The sequence below is a fragment of the Streptomyces sp. NPDC048560 genome (assembly GCF_040650955.1).
Classification (GTDB): domain Bacteria; phylum Actinomycetota; class Actinomycetes; order Streptomycetales; family Streptomycetaceae; genus Streptomyces.
On record NZ_JBEZIJ010000007.1, the window covers coordinates 242,844 to 257,240 of the forward strand.

Below are 14,397 nucleotides of genomic sequence, written 5' to 3' on the forward strand. Positions count from 1 at the left end.
ACCCCGTTCACGAGCCCTGCGGGGGTTGGACCCCGTGCTCGGGCTGGTGCTGCGTCAGGTCGGGTGGCTGGGCGTGAGGGTGGCGGAGCGTGGTGACGTACTGGGTGATGGGGCCGATCTGCAGGTGCTCGTGCGGTACTAGTTGCCCTGGTTCGGGCGGGGTGTAGGGGTCGGGTGTTCCCGGTTTGATCGGCGGCTCGATCGCCAGCGACTTCAGGAATGCGCCGGCTGCGGCGGCCATCGGGTGCACCACCCAGGCGTGCGGGAAGTCGACCGGATGTTCCTCACGTGGGTCCCATTCGAGGTTGTACAGGGCCGGTACGTTGTAGGGCGCCCAGGTGGAATAGAAGTCGTCGTTCTGGAACAGATGGGCCTTCCACTGCCGCCACTTCACCGCCTGCAGCCGGTTGCCCTGCATACACAAGACGGTGTCGCGACCCGATTCCTCGTCCTGTCCCAGAAGGAAATCGCGCATGTCCATACCGTCGATCTGGCGGTCAGCCGGGACGGTTCCGCCGCCGGCCAACACCAGAGTGGTGAACAGGTCTACCTCGTGCACGAGTTCGTTGCTGACCGTGCCGGGCTCCACGTTGCCCGGCCAGCGGATGATGCACGGGGTCCGGTTCGAGCCCTCCAGCGAGGTGAACAGGGAGCCGCGCCACGGGCCCGCGAACCCGCTCCACAGGCCGCCGAGTGGATCAGGGTCACTGGCGGGCATGCGCCAGGTCGAGTCCGGTCCGTTGTCGGACGTCCACACCACGATCGTGTCGTCAGCCAAGCCCAGCGTTTCGCACGCGTCCAGGATCCGCCCGGTGAAGTCGTCCACCTGGGTCAGCAGGTCGGCCCAGTTGCCCCGCCGGGTCTTCCCCGCGTACTCCGGATCGGGAATCGGCGGGACGTGTACCTGGGTATACGGCAGGTACAGGTAGAACGGCTTGCCCTGGTCGTGCGAGCGGTGCATGAAGTCGATCGCCCAGTCGGTGATCTTGCGGTCGAACTCGGCCCGGAACTGGGTGTCGTAGGTGGCGATCACTTCATGCTCTTCGCCCTTTTTCCGGCTGTAGATCGGCTCAGGCTCCAGCGGGATCTTGGTATCGCCGGTGTAGGGCGCTGAGGTGACCGTCCCTTCGGGGAAGTAGGACTGTGTCGTCCACAGCACCTCGTCGGCGGTCCGCGGCGACCACACCGCCTCGTCGAACCCGAAGTCGACAGGGCTACGGCTCTCCGGGTCGCTGCCCAGGTGCCACTTGCCCCACATGCCGGTCGCATAGCCCGCATCCGAGAGCGCCTGGGCGATGGTGACCTCCCATTGCGTCAGGCCGTCGGGACCGCCGGTGATCGGGACCGCCTGCGTTCCGGAGCGGATCGGGTGCCGCCCGGTCAGGAGCGCCGACCGGCTCGGCGTGCACTGCGCCTCAACGTTGAAGTTCAGAAGCCGCGACCCCTCAGAGGCCAACCTGTCGATGCGCGGTGTCGGCGCCCCACGCAACACCCCGCCGCCGTAGCACCCTGGCTCACCCCATCCGAGGTTGTCCCAGAAAAACACCACGATGTTCGGTTGGTCAGAGCTCACGATCTACTCCTCACCGCAGCTGGTCGAGGCCAGGGCTTTCTGCGTCGCGGCCTGGATGACCACGTCCCTCGCCCTTGTGACGGCCTCGGTCCAGGCAGGGTCGCCCCACTCGGACACCGCTGAGCGCTCACAGGGATGCACTGAACCAATGTTGCGTCACCACGGCCGTCCAGGCATCTGCAACGGCCCAGTACTTGACCTGGCCTGCTCAAATCCCCGATGCCCGGTGTGCAGCCTCCAAGATCGCGACCCAGGGAGGCTCTCGATCGGTCGGGCCCCGACGCGGTTCGTCCAGCGGCCAGACGTCAGCCCCGTACACCAGCCCTGCATCTGCCTTTCGCAGAGTCTCGATGTGCCCCTCCCACGCCGGGTGCCGCGCATGTGCCGCGTTGATCCGAGGGAAGACCACTTCTGGAACGTCTATGGTGCCCAGCGCTTCGCACACTTGGGTCAGGGGTTGGTTGTCGGCGATGCCCGTGGCGAGTTTGGCACCTAGTTCGCGCTCGCCGGGGTGACGACGTGGCAGTCGGCGACTGGGTGTGGCCGTGGCTCAGTCGGGAGACGCGGCGTATCCCGCAGCAGACCGGTCAGTGCCTCCAGTCGGTCCAGCTCGCCGTTCGCCCGCAGCCATCGGCCGGCGTCCGGGGTCAGGGTCAGGGTCACGGCCACCTGCCAGCCGAGGGCCATGGCCGGCTCGACCAGTCCGGCGCGTAGCTCCTCGACTCCATCGGCTGCCGTACCCACGACTGCCAGCACTCCGCGACTGCCTGCGCTCACCACAGCGACCATCAGCAACCGTTGCTGGTCCCCAGCCCTCGTGTGGACAGGTCGACGGCTCTCAGCGGCCGCTCAGGCCCACCGCAGCTCAGAGCCCCTACCGGGGAAACCCGGTAGGGGCTCTTTAGTGTCACGCGGCTCAGGGGCGCGTTCTCCGCAGGACGTACGTGCTGCGCGAGTCGGGGTCGCCGAAGAAGAAGTAGAGCCCGAGTTCTTCCTCGGTGCCGCGCCGCAACTCGAACGTCCACGTGTAGGTCTCAGGCGCTTCGGAGAGAGGGAAGCCGCTGTGGGGATCGCGCGGAGGATCGCCGGGATCCGGCGGCCGGGTGGTCGACGCCGTGCGCGAGGTGAGCGCCATCCGGACATGCTGGCCGTCGTTCCATCCCATGCGCTCGCCGGTCAGTTCCCACGTCCCCGTGCCCGACAGGCGCCACCGGTCGTCGAAGTCGAACTCCTGCCCGTCCAGCAGGTGTATCTCGGCCCTTCCGTCAGGCATGAGGGTGACCTCGGTGTCCTCGACGCAGCGCCATGTACCCACGATCTCGGCCCGCTTCGCGTCCCGCAGTGCGGGTACCGAGTCGTACATGTGGGGGTTGCAGCCCATCAGCGGGAGCAGGCAGGCGACGAGGCCCGGAATCCGGCGGCGTGCCGATCCGGACGGCTTGGTCTTCTTCATGGTCCGTCCCCCGTCGCGGCACCACGAACGGCCGCGGTTCGACACGTCGGCGAGCCTGCGACCGGTATCCTGCCAGCATTGTTGAACGTGTTCAACTCACTCCGTGCTTCGTTCTCCGGGGCTCCAGCGGGATTCCGGCCAGTCGTACTCGTCGAAGCCGGCCGGGAGCTTGCCGCAGGGGGCGTAGACGTTCACGGCGAACGTTCCGGTCGGCTCGTACCAGTCCACGCCGACCTGGTAGGCGCTGTCCGGGTGCTCGAAGCGGAAGCCGAGGTCGGAGATGTTCTCGTGGGTGAGGCGCCAGCCTTCCCGCTCCAGGCGTAGGCGTACCCGCTGCTGGCTGGTGCGGGCGGTGGCCGGTGGAATGTTCGTGACCCGCCATTCGAGGCCGAAGCTGCGTACGTCCGGGCGGCCCTCGTCGATGTGGGCGACGGACCGGAGCCCGCGGTAGTAGCACACGCCCGTGTCCACGCGGCCGGACACCGCTTCGGCGGTGCCGGGGAGGGCCACCTCGTCGTACACGCGCCCGGCTTCCTCCTTGAGGCGGATGGCGACCCGGTCGGGGTCGGTCCTCGGGTAGGGCGAGCCGTTCCACAGCCAGACGCAGGCTGCGATGCCTGCCACGGCGAGCAGGGTGCCGGTGAGCCGAAGGAGGGCGCGAAGGGGGCGGGCCTGCGGCGAGGGCCGGACGTGGAGGGATGTCATGGTCCGGACGTTAGGAGAGCGGGTGCCTCCCGCGCGTGGGCGCAGCTGCTCAGATGCGGGTGAGTAGCCGCGCCGTGACCGCTGCCGGGCGGTGGACCTTGCCGTGGCGGAACGCGGAGAGGCGGCAACTCCCGCGCATGTGCGGCATGTTCACCACTGGGCCGCGGGCCTATCATTCGATCATGCGGGGGCGTGCGGTGACGGCCGTGCTCGCGCCCTGCACCGCGTCCCTCGCCGCCGCTTCCCGACGCCGGTACCGGCGTTGTCTGCTCGGGGGCGGAAGGGCAGGGGTGTGGCGAGCGAAGGGGATCGGGGCGGTATGGAGTTCACGACGCGGCAGGGCTTTGTCACGGCGTACGACGACCTGGGGCCTTCCGGTGGGCTGCCCGTCGTCCTCGTGCACGGGCATCCGTTCGACCGGACCATGTGGCGGCCGCAGACCGAGGTGCTCGTGCGGGCCGGTTTCCGGGTCGTCGCCCCTGATCTGCGCGGCTACGGCGCCAGCGGCGTCGTGCCGGGGCGCACTCTCCTGTCGGACTTCGCGGACGACCTCGCCGCGCTCCTCGACCACCTTGGGGTGGGGCGGGCGGTGGTCTGCGGGCTGTCCATGGGCGGGCAGATCGCCATGGAGTTCCATCGCGGGTACGCGGCGCGCGTGGCCGGTCTCGTACTCGCCGACACCTCGCCGGTCGCCGAGACCGAGGAGGGCAGGATCTTCCGCAACGGCATGGCGGACCGGCTTCTCGCCGAGGGGATGGGCGGGTACGCGGACGAGGTGATCGGCAGGATGCTGGCCCCGTACAACGTCACGGAGCTGCCGGACGTCGCCGCCCAGGTCCTCGGCATGATGCGCGGGACCGAGCCCGAGGGGGCCGCAGCCGCCCTGCGCGGCCGTGCCGAGCGTCCCGACTACCGGGAGTCGCTCGCCGGGGCCGAGGTGCCGGTGCTCGTCGTGGTCGGCGCGGACGACAGCTACACGCCGGTCGAGGACGCCCGGGTGACGCACGGGCTTATCCCGGGGTCGGGGCTGGCCGTCGTCGAGCGGGCCGGACATCTGCCCAACCTGGAGCAGCCGGAACGGTTCAACGCCGCGCTGCTCGGCTTCCTCGCCTGTGTCTGAGCGGCACGGGCCGAGGCCGCAGGCTCGGCCCGGACTGCTCAGGGCTACGGCTGCTGGAGCGGCTTGGCCATGCAGATGCTGCTCTTGTACGTCCGGTAGTGGCCGAACTTCGAGCAGGGCGTGTAACCGCTGGAGGTGTACAGGGCGATCGCCTCGGGCTGCTGGTCGCCGGTCTCCAGGACCATGCGCGTACGGCCCGCGGCGCGCGCGTCGGCCTCCAGTGCGGCGAGGATGCGGCGCGCCAGGCCGCGCCCGCGGCCCTCGGGGATCACGAACATCCGCTTGATCTCGGCGTCGCCGTCGGAGTAGCCCTCGGCGTTCCGCTCCTGGGAGCGCCAGCCGCCGGTGGCGACCGGCTGGTCCGCCTCGTCGTACGCGAGCAGGTACAGCCCGCGCGGCGGATCGAACATCGTCGCGTCCAGGGGCGTGACATCGCCCCCGTCCCCGTAGCGCTCGACGTATTCGAGCTGGACCTGGTCGTTGAGTTTCACGGCGTCAGGGTGATCGAAAGGCCGCGGCTGGATATTCATACGGATGATGGTACATGTATGCGAAGCGGTCGGTCGCTATTGTTCTTCGATGCTCACCGTTACCTCCGTAAATGTAAACGGCCTCCGTGCCGCCGCGAAAAAGGGCTTCGTCGAGTGGCTGGCCGGAACCGAGGCGGACGTGATCTGCCTCCAGGAGGTCCGGGCCGAGCCGCAGCAGCTCCCCGCCGAGGTGCGGGAGCCCGGGGGCTGGCACACCGTCCACGCGCCTGCCACCGCCAAGGGGCGGGCCGGCGTGTCCCTCTATACGCGGCACGCGCCGGAGCGTGTGCAGATCGGCTTCGGCGGCTTCGGCGGCAGCGAGGGCGCGGAGTTCGACGCGAGCGGCCGGTACGTCGAGGTCGACCTGCCCGGCGTCACGGTCGCGAGCCTGTACCTGCCCTCAGGCGAGGTCGGTACGGAGCGGCAGGACGAGAAGGAGCGGTTCATGGCCGCGTTCCTCCCGTATCTGGAGGGGCTCAAGGGGCGGTCGGCAGCCGAGGGACGTGAGGTCGTCGTCTGCGGCGACTGGAACATCGCGCATCAGGAGGCCGACCTGAAGAACTGGAAGGCCAACAGGAAGAGCTCCGGATTCCTCCCGGAGGAGCGCGCCTGGATGACCCGGGTCTTCGACGAGGCGCGGTACGTCGACGTGATGCGCGCGCTGCACCCGGACGTCGAGGGTCCTTATACCTGGTGGTCCTACCGCGGGCGGGCCTTCGACAACGACGCGGGATGGCGCATCGACTACCAGGTGGCGACTCCCGGGCTGGCCGGACGGGCGGTCAAGGCGTGGGTCGAGCGCGCTGCCACGCATGGGGAGCGGTGGAGCGACCATGCGCCGGTGACGGTCACGTACGAGCGGTAGGCCCGGCCGGTTCGCCGGTGTGCCGAGCGCTCACTCCGCCTTGGGGTTGCGCGCGCTCTCGTCGCGGCGCAGCGCCCGGTCGAAGGCCATCGAGAGCTCCGCGTCCACCACGGCCCGGGCCAGGGGGCGGAGCTGGGGCGGCTCCTGCTCGGTGGAGTGGGTGCGCAGGACCTCCACGAAGAGCTCGGCGAGGGCGTCGGCGTGTTCGCGGACGCGGCGGCCCGCGGCAAGCACCGTGGCGAGCGGGACCCCTTCCCGCACGAGCTCCGCCGAGACGTCCAGGAGCCTGCGGCTGATGTGCACGATCTCCTCGCCGTCGACGGCGAGGTAGCCGAGGTCGAGCGCGGCGGCGAGGTTCTCGGGGGTGGCCTCGCCCTCGAAGTAGTCGGCGAGCTGCTCGGGGCTGAGGCGGACCGGGGTCTCCTCGGTCGGTTCGCCCAGGCCGAGCACCTCGGCCACGTCGCGGCCGCTGTCGAAGGTGGCGGCGAGGTCGGCGATGCCGTTGAGGGTGTGGCCGCGTTCCAGGAGGCCCGTCACCGTGCGCAGGCGGGCCAGGTGGTGGTCGTCGTACCAGGCGATACGGCCTTCGCGGCGCGGCGGTGGGATGAGTCCGCGCTCCCGGTAGAAGCGCAGGGTCCGTACGGAGATGCCGGCCTCCTTGGCCAGTTCCTCCATGCGGTACTCACGGTGCTCGCGTCCTTCTGCCACAGGGGCACCCTATGTTGTACCGCCGGTAACTTTCCTTTGTCCGACCCCTACCCATCAGTACGGTGCTGCTCTAGTCTCCCAACAATGCCAGTGATTGCTGGCAGAGTCGTGTGACGTACCGCGGGAGGCGGCAGCATGGCCCAGCACGAGCATGTACGAGTGGCGGTGATCGGATCCGGTTTCGGGGGCCTCGGTGCCGCTGTCCGGCTGCGCCGCGAAGGCACCACCGATTTCGTCGTCCTGGAACGGGCCGGGTCGGTCGGCGGCACCTGGCGCGACAACAGCTATCCGGGCTGCGCCTGTGACGTGCCGTCCCACCTCTACTCCTTCTCGTTCGCTCCCAACCCCGAGTGGCCGCGCACCTTTTCGGGGCAGGAGCACATCCGGGCCTACCTGGAACACGTCGCCGACACCTTCGGGCTGCGCCCCCACCTCAGGCTCAACCACGAAGTGACCGTGATGCGCTGGGACAACGAGGAGCTGCACTGGCGCATCGAGTGCGCCAACGGGGCCGTCCTCACGGCCGACGCCGTCGTCTCCGCCACCGGTCCGCTCTCCGACCCGAAGACGCCCGACATTCCCGGGCTCGCCGATTTCCCCGGCAAGGTCTTCCACTCGGCACGCTGGGACCACGACTACGACCTGACCGGCAAGCGCGTCGCCATGATCGGTACGGGTGCCTCCGCCATCCAGATCGTCCCGGCCATCCAGCCCACGGCCGCGAAGGTGACGCTCTTCCAGCGCACCCCGCCGTGGGTCATGCCCCGCATGGACCGCGCCATCAGCGGCGCCGAGAAGTGGCTGCACCGCACCCTGCCGCTGACCGGCACCGCGCGTCGCGGACTGCTCTGGGGCATCAGGGAGTTGCAGGTCAGCGCCTTCACCAAGCACCCGAACCAGCTCGGCCTCGTGGAGTCGGTCGCCAAGGCCAACATCGCCCGGTCGATCAAGGACCCGGCGCTGCGGGCCAAACTGACACCCTCGTACCGCATCGGGTGCAAGCGCATCCTGCTGTCCAGCGCCTACTACCCGGCGCTCGCCCAGCCCAACGTGGACGTCGTCGCCTCCGGGCTCACCGAGGTGCGCGGCTCCACGGTCGTCGCCGCCGACGGTACGGAGACCGAGGTCGACGCGATCATCTTCGGTACCGGATTCCACGTCACGGACATGCCCATCGCCGAACGGGTCGTCGGCGCGGACGGCACCACGCTCGCCGAGCACTGGAAGGGAGGCATGGAGGCGCTGCGCGGCGCGACCGCGGTCGGCTTCCCGAACTGGATGACGATCATCGGGCCCAACACCGGCCTCGGTAACTCCTCCATGATCCTCATGATCGAGTCCCAGCTGAACTACATGGCGGACTACCTGCGCCAGCTGGACGTCCTCGGCGGGCGCGCCGCGCTCGGTGCGCGGCAGTCGGCGGTGACGGCGTGGAACCACCGGGTCCAGGAGCGCATGAAGCGCACCGTGTGGAACACCGGTGGATGCACCAGCTGGTACCTCGACTCAGAGGGGCGCAACACCACGGTCTGGCCGGGCACGACGGCCGAGTTCCGCAGGGCGACGCGGTCCGTCGACCTCGCGGAGTACGAGGTGATCCGGGTACGGAAGTCCGGAGCCGCCGACGGCGGCAAGGCGCCGGCCGAGGAGGCCGTCGCATGAGCAGGCTGCCGCGGCGCGAGGACGCGCCCCCCGTACCCGCACGCGAACTGACCGTGGCCTCGGCCGACGGCTCGCGCATCCACGTCGAACTGCACGGGCCCGAGGGCGCCCCCGCCGTCGTGCTCGCGCACGGCTGGACCTGCGACACCCATTTCTGGGCCGCGCAGATCCGGGACCTCGCCGTCGACCACCGGGTCATCGCCTACGACCAGCGCGGACACGGGATGTCGCCCGAGCCCGGTGTCGCCGGCTACAGCACGAACGCCCTCGCCGACGACCTGGAGGCCGTCCTGGCCGCCACGCTCGCACCGGGGGAGAAGGCGGTGCTCGCCGGGCACTCCATGGGCGGGATGACACTGATGGCCGCCTCGCGGCGGGCCGGGCTGCGGGAGCACGCGGCCGCGGTCCTGCTGTGCAGCACCGGCAGTTCACGGCTGCTCGCCGAGTCGCTGGTCATCCCGCTGAAGGCGGGCGCGATCCGGTCCCGCATCACCCGCTCGGTCCTCGGCGCGAGGGCGCCGCTCGGGCCGGTGACGCCGCTGTCCAGGAGGATCCTCAAGTACGCGACGATGGGAGCCGGTTCGGCGCCGGAGCGGGTCGACGCCTGCGCCCGCATCGTGCACGCGTGCCCGCGACGGGTGCGGGTGGCCTGGGGGAACGTGCTCGCCGACCTCGATCTGGACGCCGGTGTGGGGGAGTTGCGGGTGCCGACCGCGGTGATCGCGGGTACGGAGGACCGGCTGACGCCGCCCGTGCACGCGCGTGCCATCGTCGCGGCGCTGCCGCAGAGCCTGGGACTGACCGAGCTGACGGGCATGGGTCACATGACACCGGTCGAAGCACCGGAGGTCGTCACGGCGAAGATCCGCGAACTGGTGACCGAGTACGTCGCGGTGGCCGCCACGGGCAAGGAGGAGGTCGCATGAGCAACAAGCGGAATCTTGAGGGGCAGGTCGTCGTCGTCACCGGCGCGGCGCGCGGCGTGGGTGAACTGCTGGCCCGCAAGCTGTCGGCGCGCGGTGCGACGCTGGCGCTGGTCGGTCTGGAGCCGGACGAGCTGAAGCAGGTCTCCGAGCGGCTGCACGGGGAGAGCGACTTCTGGCACGCGGACGTCACCGACCATGTGGCGATGGCCCGGGTCGCGGAGGAGGTCAAGCAGCGGTTCGGCAAGGTCGACGTGGTCGTCGCGAACGCGGGCGTCGCCGCCGGTGGGCCGTTCGTGGACTCGGACCCGGACGCGTGGCGGCGGGTCATCGAGGTCAACCTGATCGGCGGGGCGGTGACCGGGCGGGCGTTCCTGCCGGTGCTCATGGAGAGCCGGGGGTACTTCCTCCAGATCGCGTCGCTGGCCGCGATCACTCCGGCGCCGATGATGACGGCGTACTGCGCGTCGAAGTCGGGCGTCGAGGCGTTCGCGCACAGCCTGCGGGCCGAGGTCGGCTACCGGGGCGTACGGGTCGGGGTCGGGTATCTGTCCTGGACGGACACGGACATGGTGCGGGGCGCGGACGAGGACGACGTGATGCGGGAGCTGCGGCAGCGGCTGCCGTGGCCGTCGAACCGCACGTATCCGCTCGGCCCGGCCGTGGACCGGATCGTGGCGGGCATCGAGCGGCGTTCCTCGCACGTGTACGCGCAGTGGTGGCTGCGGGGGATGCAGTCGATACGCGGCTATCTGCCCACGGTCATCGGGATCGTCGGACAGCGTGAGATGGCGCGGTTCGGGGACCGCCTGTCGGGCGTCGGCACGGGTCTGGTGGGGGCCGGGGGTGCGGCCGACCAGGAGGCGCGCACGCAGCGTAGTTGATCGAAATGCGCGAAATGTCCTGGCGTGTGAATCTGGTCGAGGCCCCGGCCATCGGGGCCACCCCCACGCATCCCACATAGGAGTGAACAGCATGGGCATCGCCGACCAGTTCAAGGACAAGGCGCAGGAGCTTGCCGACCAGGCCAAGCAGAAGAAGATGGGCGACAAGAAGGGCGAGGCGCGCCAGCGTTCGTCCGAGCAGTCGGAACGTCGTCCGGAGCAGTCCGGGCTTCGCGACCGCGCCCAGGACATGACGGACGACGCTCGCGAGCGCTTCGACCGTTGACGTCTGCGGCAGCCTGACCTGCGCGCTTGCGCGTCCGCGCGCCCGCGCTTGCAAGGGGCGCACCCGGCTTACCGGGTGCGCCCTTTCGCGTGCGGTGGGGGGTTGAGGGGCGGAGTGCGCGGGCCGGCGTTCAGGATGCCCTCAATCGCCGGGCGGGCTCGGCCGGGTGGGTGCCTGGGAATTCAGCCCCTCCGGCGATTGAGGAGCGGGGTCCGGGGCGGAGCCCGGGGGGGTGCGGGAAACCGGGCGCGGGGAGCCGGGGGACGGCCCCCCCGGGCCCTATCGCGGCGGCAGTGGGGGGCGGCGCAGTACCGGGGCCGTCGCATACGTCGGCGGCGTCGACGCCGGGTGTTTCGACAGCAGGCTCAACGCCACCCGCACCGCGTCGTCCAGCACCGCGTGCCGGCCCTCCGCCCAGTCCAGCGGGGTGCGCAGCGCCTCCAGGTCTGGTTCCACGCCGTGGTTCTCCACCGTCCAGCCGTACGTGTCGAACCATGCCGCGTTCATCGGCACCGTGATCACCGTGCCGTCACCCAGTCGGTGGCGTCCCGTCATCCCCACCACCCCGCCCCACGTCCGCTGCCCCACCACGGGTCCCAGCTTCAGCAGCCGGAACGCGGCGGTGATCATGTCGCCGTCGGAGGACGTCGCCTCGTCGGCCAGGGCCACCACCGGCCCCCTCGGCGCGTTGGACGCGTACGAGACCGCCTGGGCGTTCCGTGTCAGGTCCCAGCCCAGGATCCTGCGGGTGAGCTTCTCCACGACCAGCTCACTGATGTGGCCGCCCGCGTTCCCCCGTACGTCCACGATCAGCGCCGGACGCGAGACCTCCAGCCGCAGATCGCGGTTGAACTGCGCCCACCCCGAGCCGCCCATGTCCGGGATGTGCAGATAGCCGCACTTGCCGCCGCTCAACTCCCGTACGACGTCACGCCGTTTGGCCACCCAGTCCTGGTACCGCAGCGGCCGCTCGTCGATCAGCGGGAGGATCGCGATACGGCGGGGCTGTCCGCCCCCTGCCGGGCGGAACGTCAGCTCCACCGTCGTGCTGCCCGCCGCCGTCAGCAGCGGGTAGGGGCCGGCCACCGGATCGACGGGCCGCCCGTCGACGTGGGTGAGGACCGCACCCTCCCTGATCCCCGTGCCGGCGAGCGGCGAGCGTGCCTTGGAGTCCGAGGACTCGCCGGGCAGGATGCGCTGGACCAGCCACTCGCCGTCCCGACACACCAGATTCGCGCCGAGCAGCCCGATCGCCCGCTGGTAGTGCGGCGGCCCCTCGTTGCGGCGGGCCGGGGAGACGTACGCGTGCGAGGTGCCGAGTTCGCCCAGGACCTCACGCAGGAGGTCGGCGAACTCGTCCGGGGAGGCGACCCGTTCGACCAGCGGCCGGTACTGGTCGAGCACCGCCGGCCAGTCGATGCCGCACATGTCCGGCTCCCAGAAGTAGGAACGGATGATCCGCCCCGCCTCCCCGTACGCCTGGCGCCATTCCGCGGGCGGGTCGACCTCGTGCAGGATGCGGCGCAGATCCAGATAGACCGTCGAGTCGTTGTCACCGGCCTCGGTCGCCGGAACGGCCCGCAGTTCGCCCTCGTCCATGACGACCAGCCGGCTCGCGTCCCCGCTGACCGCGAACCAGTCGAGGTGGTCGACGAGTTCGGTCTTGCGGGCCTTGGCGATGTTGAAGTGCTCAAGGGTGGGGCGTCCCGACATGTCCGCGGGGTTGGCGAACGTCTCGCCCAGCGCGCCCGAGATCGGCCAGCGCAGCCAGACGAGTCCGCCGCCGCTGACCGGTCGCAGCGCCGAGTACTTCGACGCCGACACCGGGAACGGCGTCACGCGGCTCTCCAGGCCCTCGAACTCGACGGTGACCGCCGCCCCCTCGCCCGTACCCCCGTCGGGGATGTCCACCGGGTCGAGTCCGCCCGCCGCCGGGCGGCCGTCCGGCAGGAGGGCGAACGGCGACGGGGTGGCCGAGGACAGGGGGACCAGATACGGCCGGCAGCCCAGCGGGAAGGAGAGGTCGCCGGTGTGGACGTCGTACACCGGGTCGAAGCCGCGCCAGGAGAGGAAGGCGAGGTAGCGGCCGTCGCCCGTGAAGACGGGGTTCTCGTCCTCGAAGCGGCCGTTGGTGACGTCGACGATGACGGGGGAGCCGGGGCCCGTGATCCGCGCCAGTTTGATCTGGCGCAGGGACCGGCCCACGCCCGGGTGCGACCAGGTCAGCCAGTGCCCGTCGGGGGAGAACGCCAGATCGCGGACCGGGCCGTTCGTGGAGCGGATCAGCTCGGTTACCTCGCCCCCGGGCCCGCCGGTCTCCTCCAGCGCCCGGACCAGGTCGGCCCTGGTGGACCCGGTACCGCCCTCCTCCCCGGCGGACTCGTCGGGCTCCGCGGCCACCGCCTCGGCGGCCACGGCCTCCGCCGTCTCCAGGAGCAGCAGGCGGCCGTCGTTGGAGGCGATCGCGAGCCGTTCGCCCTCCGGGTCGGAGGTCATCTCCTCGACCCGGCCCAGTTGTCCCGGGGCGAGCAGCCGGGGTGCGCGGTCCCCGCTGGCCCGCGGCAGGTAGGCGATCTCGATCGCGTCGTCGCCGTCCGCGTCCGTGACGTACGCGACCTGGCCGCCGCTGCCGAGCATCTCCGGCAGCCGCACCCGGACCCCCGGGGTGTCGGTGATCGTGCGGGCGGGGCCGTCGCGGTGCGTGAGCCAGTACAGGCTGCCGCGCACGGCGACGGCGCTCGCCCGGCCCGTCTCGTCGACGGACAGCGAGTCGACATTGCTCGCGGCGGGCACCTGGTACGAGCGCCGCCCGGTCCGTGGGCCGCCGAGCCGTACCTCCAGCTTCCGCGGCGAGGCGTCCGGTGCTTCGAGGTCGTCGACCAGCCAGATCTCACCGGCGCACTGGTAGACGACGCGGTGGCCGTCGCTGGAGGCGTTGCGGGCGTAGAACGCGTCGTGGTCGGTGTGGCGGCGCAGATCGGTGCCGTCGAGCGCGCACGAGTAGAGGTTCCCGACGCCCTGGTGGTCGGAGAGGAACGCGATGCGGCGTCCGACGATCATCGGTGAGTCCAGGTGCCCGCCGATGTCCGGCAGCAGCCGTTCGCCGTGCAGCCACAGGCGCCCCATGGCCCCGCCCCGGTAGCGCTTCCACGCCGCCGGCTCGTGCGGCGGCGTGCCGGTGAGGAGCAGGGTGCGGCGCTCGCCGTCGATGTCGGCGACCGCGATGTCGGAGACCGGGCCCCAGGGCAGCTTCCCGCCCGGGCTGCCGTCGGTGGGGACGCTGTAGGCCCAGGAGAAGTAGGAGAACGGCTGGTTGTGCGAGGAGACGGCGAGGATCTGGGAGGAGTCGCCGGGATCGGGACTCCAGCCGCAGACCCGGGCGTCGGTCGAGCCCCAGTACGTCAGTCTGCGGGCGGCCCCTCCGTCGACGGGGGCCAGATGGATCTCGGGGTCGAGCGTGCGCCAGGTCGTGTAGGCGATGCGGCTGCCGTCGGGCGAGAAGCGCGGATGACCGACCCGCGTCCTGTCGACGGTCAGGCGCCAGGCGCGGCCGGGCCGGTGCCCCGCGGGGGCGAGGGGAGCGACCCACAGGTCGTCCTCTGCCGCGAAGCACAGCAAGTCCTGGTGGAGGTGCGGGAACCGGAGATACGCGACGTCGTCACTCACCCCCCAATGCTTTCGGTGCGCA

General features: G+C 70.8%; 13 protein-coding genes. 6 read left to right on the forward strand and 7 right to left on the reverse strand.

The window, feature by feature from the left end:
• Positions 1 to 7 precede the first annotated feature (7 nt).
• The 4 genes from AB0C82_RS20340 to AB0C82_RS20355 all read right to left on the reverse strand — a co-directional run bounded on the left by AB0C82_RS20340 (position 8) and on the right by AB0C82_RS20355 (position 3,731).
• A complete protein-coding gene (locus AB0C82_RS20340) occupies positions 8 to 1,573 on the reverse strand; it encodes a sulfatase-like hydrolase/transferase (protein WP_362843747.1) in 1,566 nt (521 codons plus the stop codon).
• Positions 1,574 to 2,065: 492 nt separating this feature from the next.
• Complete coding sequence (locus tag AB0C82_RS20345) at positions 2,066 to 2,350, reverse strand: hypothetical protein (protein ID WP_362843749.1); 285 nt, start codon at positions 2,348 to 2,350, stop codon at positions 2,066 to 2,068.
• Between the two features lie 139 nt (positions 2,351 to 2,489).
• A complete protein-coding gene (locus AB0C82_RS20350) occupies positions 2,490 to 3,026 on the reverse strand; it encodes a hypothetical protein (protein ID WP_362843752.1) in 537 nt (178 codons plus the stop codon).
• Positions 3,027 to 3,122: 96 nt separating this feature from the next.
• Complete coding sequence (locus AB0C82_RS20355) at positions 3,123 to 3,731, reverse strand: hypothetical protein (protein WP_362843754.1); 609 nt, start codon at positions 3,729 to 3,731, stop codon at positions 3,123 to 3,125.
• Positions 3,732 to 4,050: 319 nt separating this feature from the next.
• Between AB0C82_RS20355 and AB0C82_RS20360 the strand changes: the two genes are divergently transcribed.
• Complete coding sequence (locus AB0C82_RS20360; protein ID WP_362843756.1) at positions 4,051 to 4,851, forward strand: alpha/beta fold hydrolase; 801 nt, start codon at positions 4,051 to 4,053, stop codon at positions 4,849 to 4,851.
• Between the two features lie 44 nt (positions 4,852 to 4,895).
• Here AB0C82_RS20360 and AB0C82_RS20365 read toward each other — a convergent pair whose 3' ends face one another.
• On the reverse strand, positions 4,896 to 5,381 hold the full coding sequence (locus AB0C82_RS20365; RefSeq protein WP_362843759.1) for a GNAT family N-acetyltransferase: 486 nt from the start codon (positions 5,379 to 5,381) through the stop codon (positions 4,896 to 4,898).
• 49 nt (positions 5,382 to 5,430) lie between these two features.
• On the opposite strand from AB0C82_RS20365, the gene AB0C82_RS20370 reads away from it, so the two are divergent.
• The gene (locus tag AB0C82_RS20370) at positions 5,431 to 6,246 is read left to right on the forward strand and encodes an exodeoxyribonuclease III (RefSeq protein WP_362843761.1); all 816 of its coding nucleotides are present in this window, start codon (positions 5,431 to 5,433) and stop codon (positions 6,244 to 6,246) included.
• Between the two features lie 30 nt (positions 6,247 to 6,276).
• Here AB0C82_RS20370 and AB0C82_RS20375 read toward each other — a convergent pair whose 3' ends face one another.
• The gene (locus AB0C82_RS20375) at positions 6,277 to 6,921 is read right to left on the reverse strand and encodes a MerR family transcriptional regulator (protein ID WP_362844221.1); all 645 of its coding nucleotides are present in this window, start codon (positions 6,919 to 6,921) and stop codon (positions 6,277 to 6,279) included.
• A 168-nt stretch (positions 6,922 to 7,089) separates the two neighbouring features.
• Here AB0C82_RS20375 and AB0C82_RS20380 point away from each other — a divergent pair, with 168 nt between their 5' ends.
• The 4 genes from AB0C82_RS20380 (at position 7,090) to AB0C82_RS20395 (ending at position 10,709) form a co-directional block, all read left to right on the forward strand.
• Positions 7,090 to 8,616 (forward strand): NAD(P)/FAD-dependent oxidoreductase, encoded by a 1,527-nt coding sequence (locus AB0C82_RS20380; RefSeq protein WP_362843764.1) that lies wholly within the window; start codon positions 7,090 to 7,092, stop codon positions 8,614 to 8,616.
• The gene (locus AB0C82_RS20385; protein ID WP_362843766.1) at positions 8,613 to 9,542 is read left to right on the forward strand and encodes an alpha/beta fold hydrolase; all 930 of its coding nucleotides are present in this window, start codon (positions 8,613 to 8,615) and stop codon (positions 9,540 to 9,542) included. The genes AB0C82_RS20380 and AB0C82_RS20385 overlap by 4 nt, the downstream gene beginning before the upstream one ends.
• Positions 9,539 to 10,423 (forward strand): SDR family oxidoreductase, encoded by an 885-nt coding sequence (locus tag AB0C82_RS20390; RefSeq protein ID WP_362843768.1) that lies wholly within the window; start codon positions 9,539 to 9,541, stop codon positions 10,421 to 10,423. Before AB0C82_RS20385 ends, AB0C82_RS20390 begins: the two co-directional genes overlap by 4 nt.
• Before the next feature lie 91 nt (positions 10,424 to 10,514).
• A complete protein-coding gene (locus AB0C82_RS20395) occupies positions 10,515 to 10,709 on the forward strand; it encodes a hypothetical protein (RefSeq protein ID WP_362843771.1) in 195 nt (64 codons plus the stop codon).
• Between the two features lie 279 nt (positions 10,710 to 10,988).
• Here the strand turns inward: AB0C82_RS20395 and AB0C82_RS20400 are convergent, their stop codons facing one another.
• Entirely contained in the window at positions 10,989 to 14,375 is a 3,387-nt protein-coding gene (locus tag AB0C82_RS20400; RefSeq protein WP_362843773.1) for a S41 family peptidase, read from the reverse strand.
• Positions 14,376 to 14,397 lie beyond the last annotated feature (22 nt).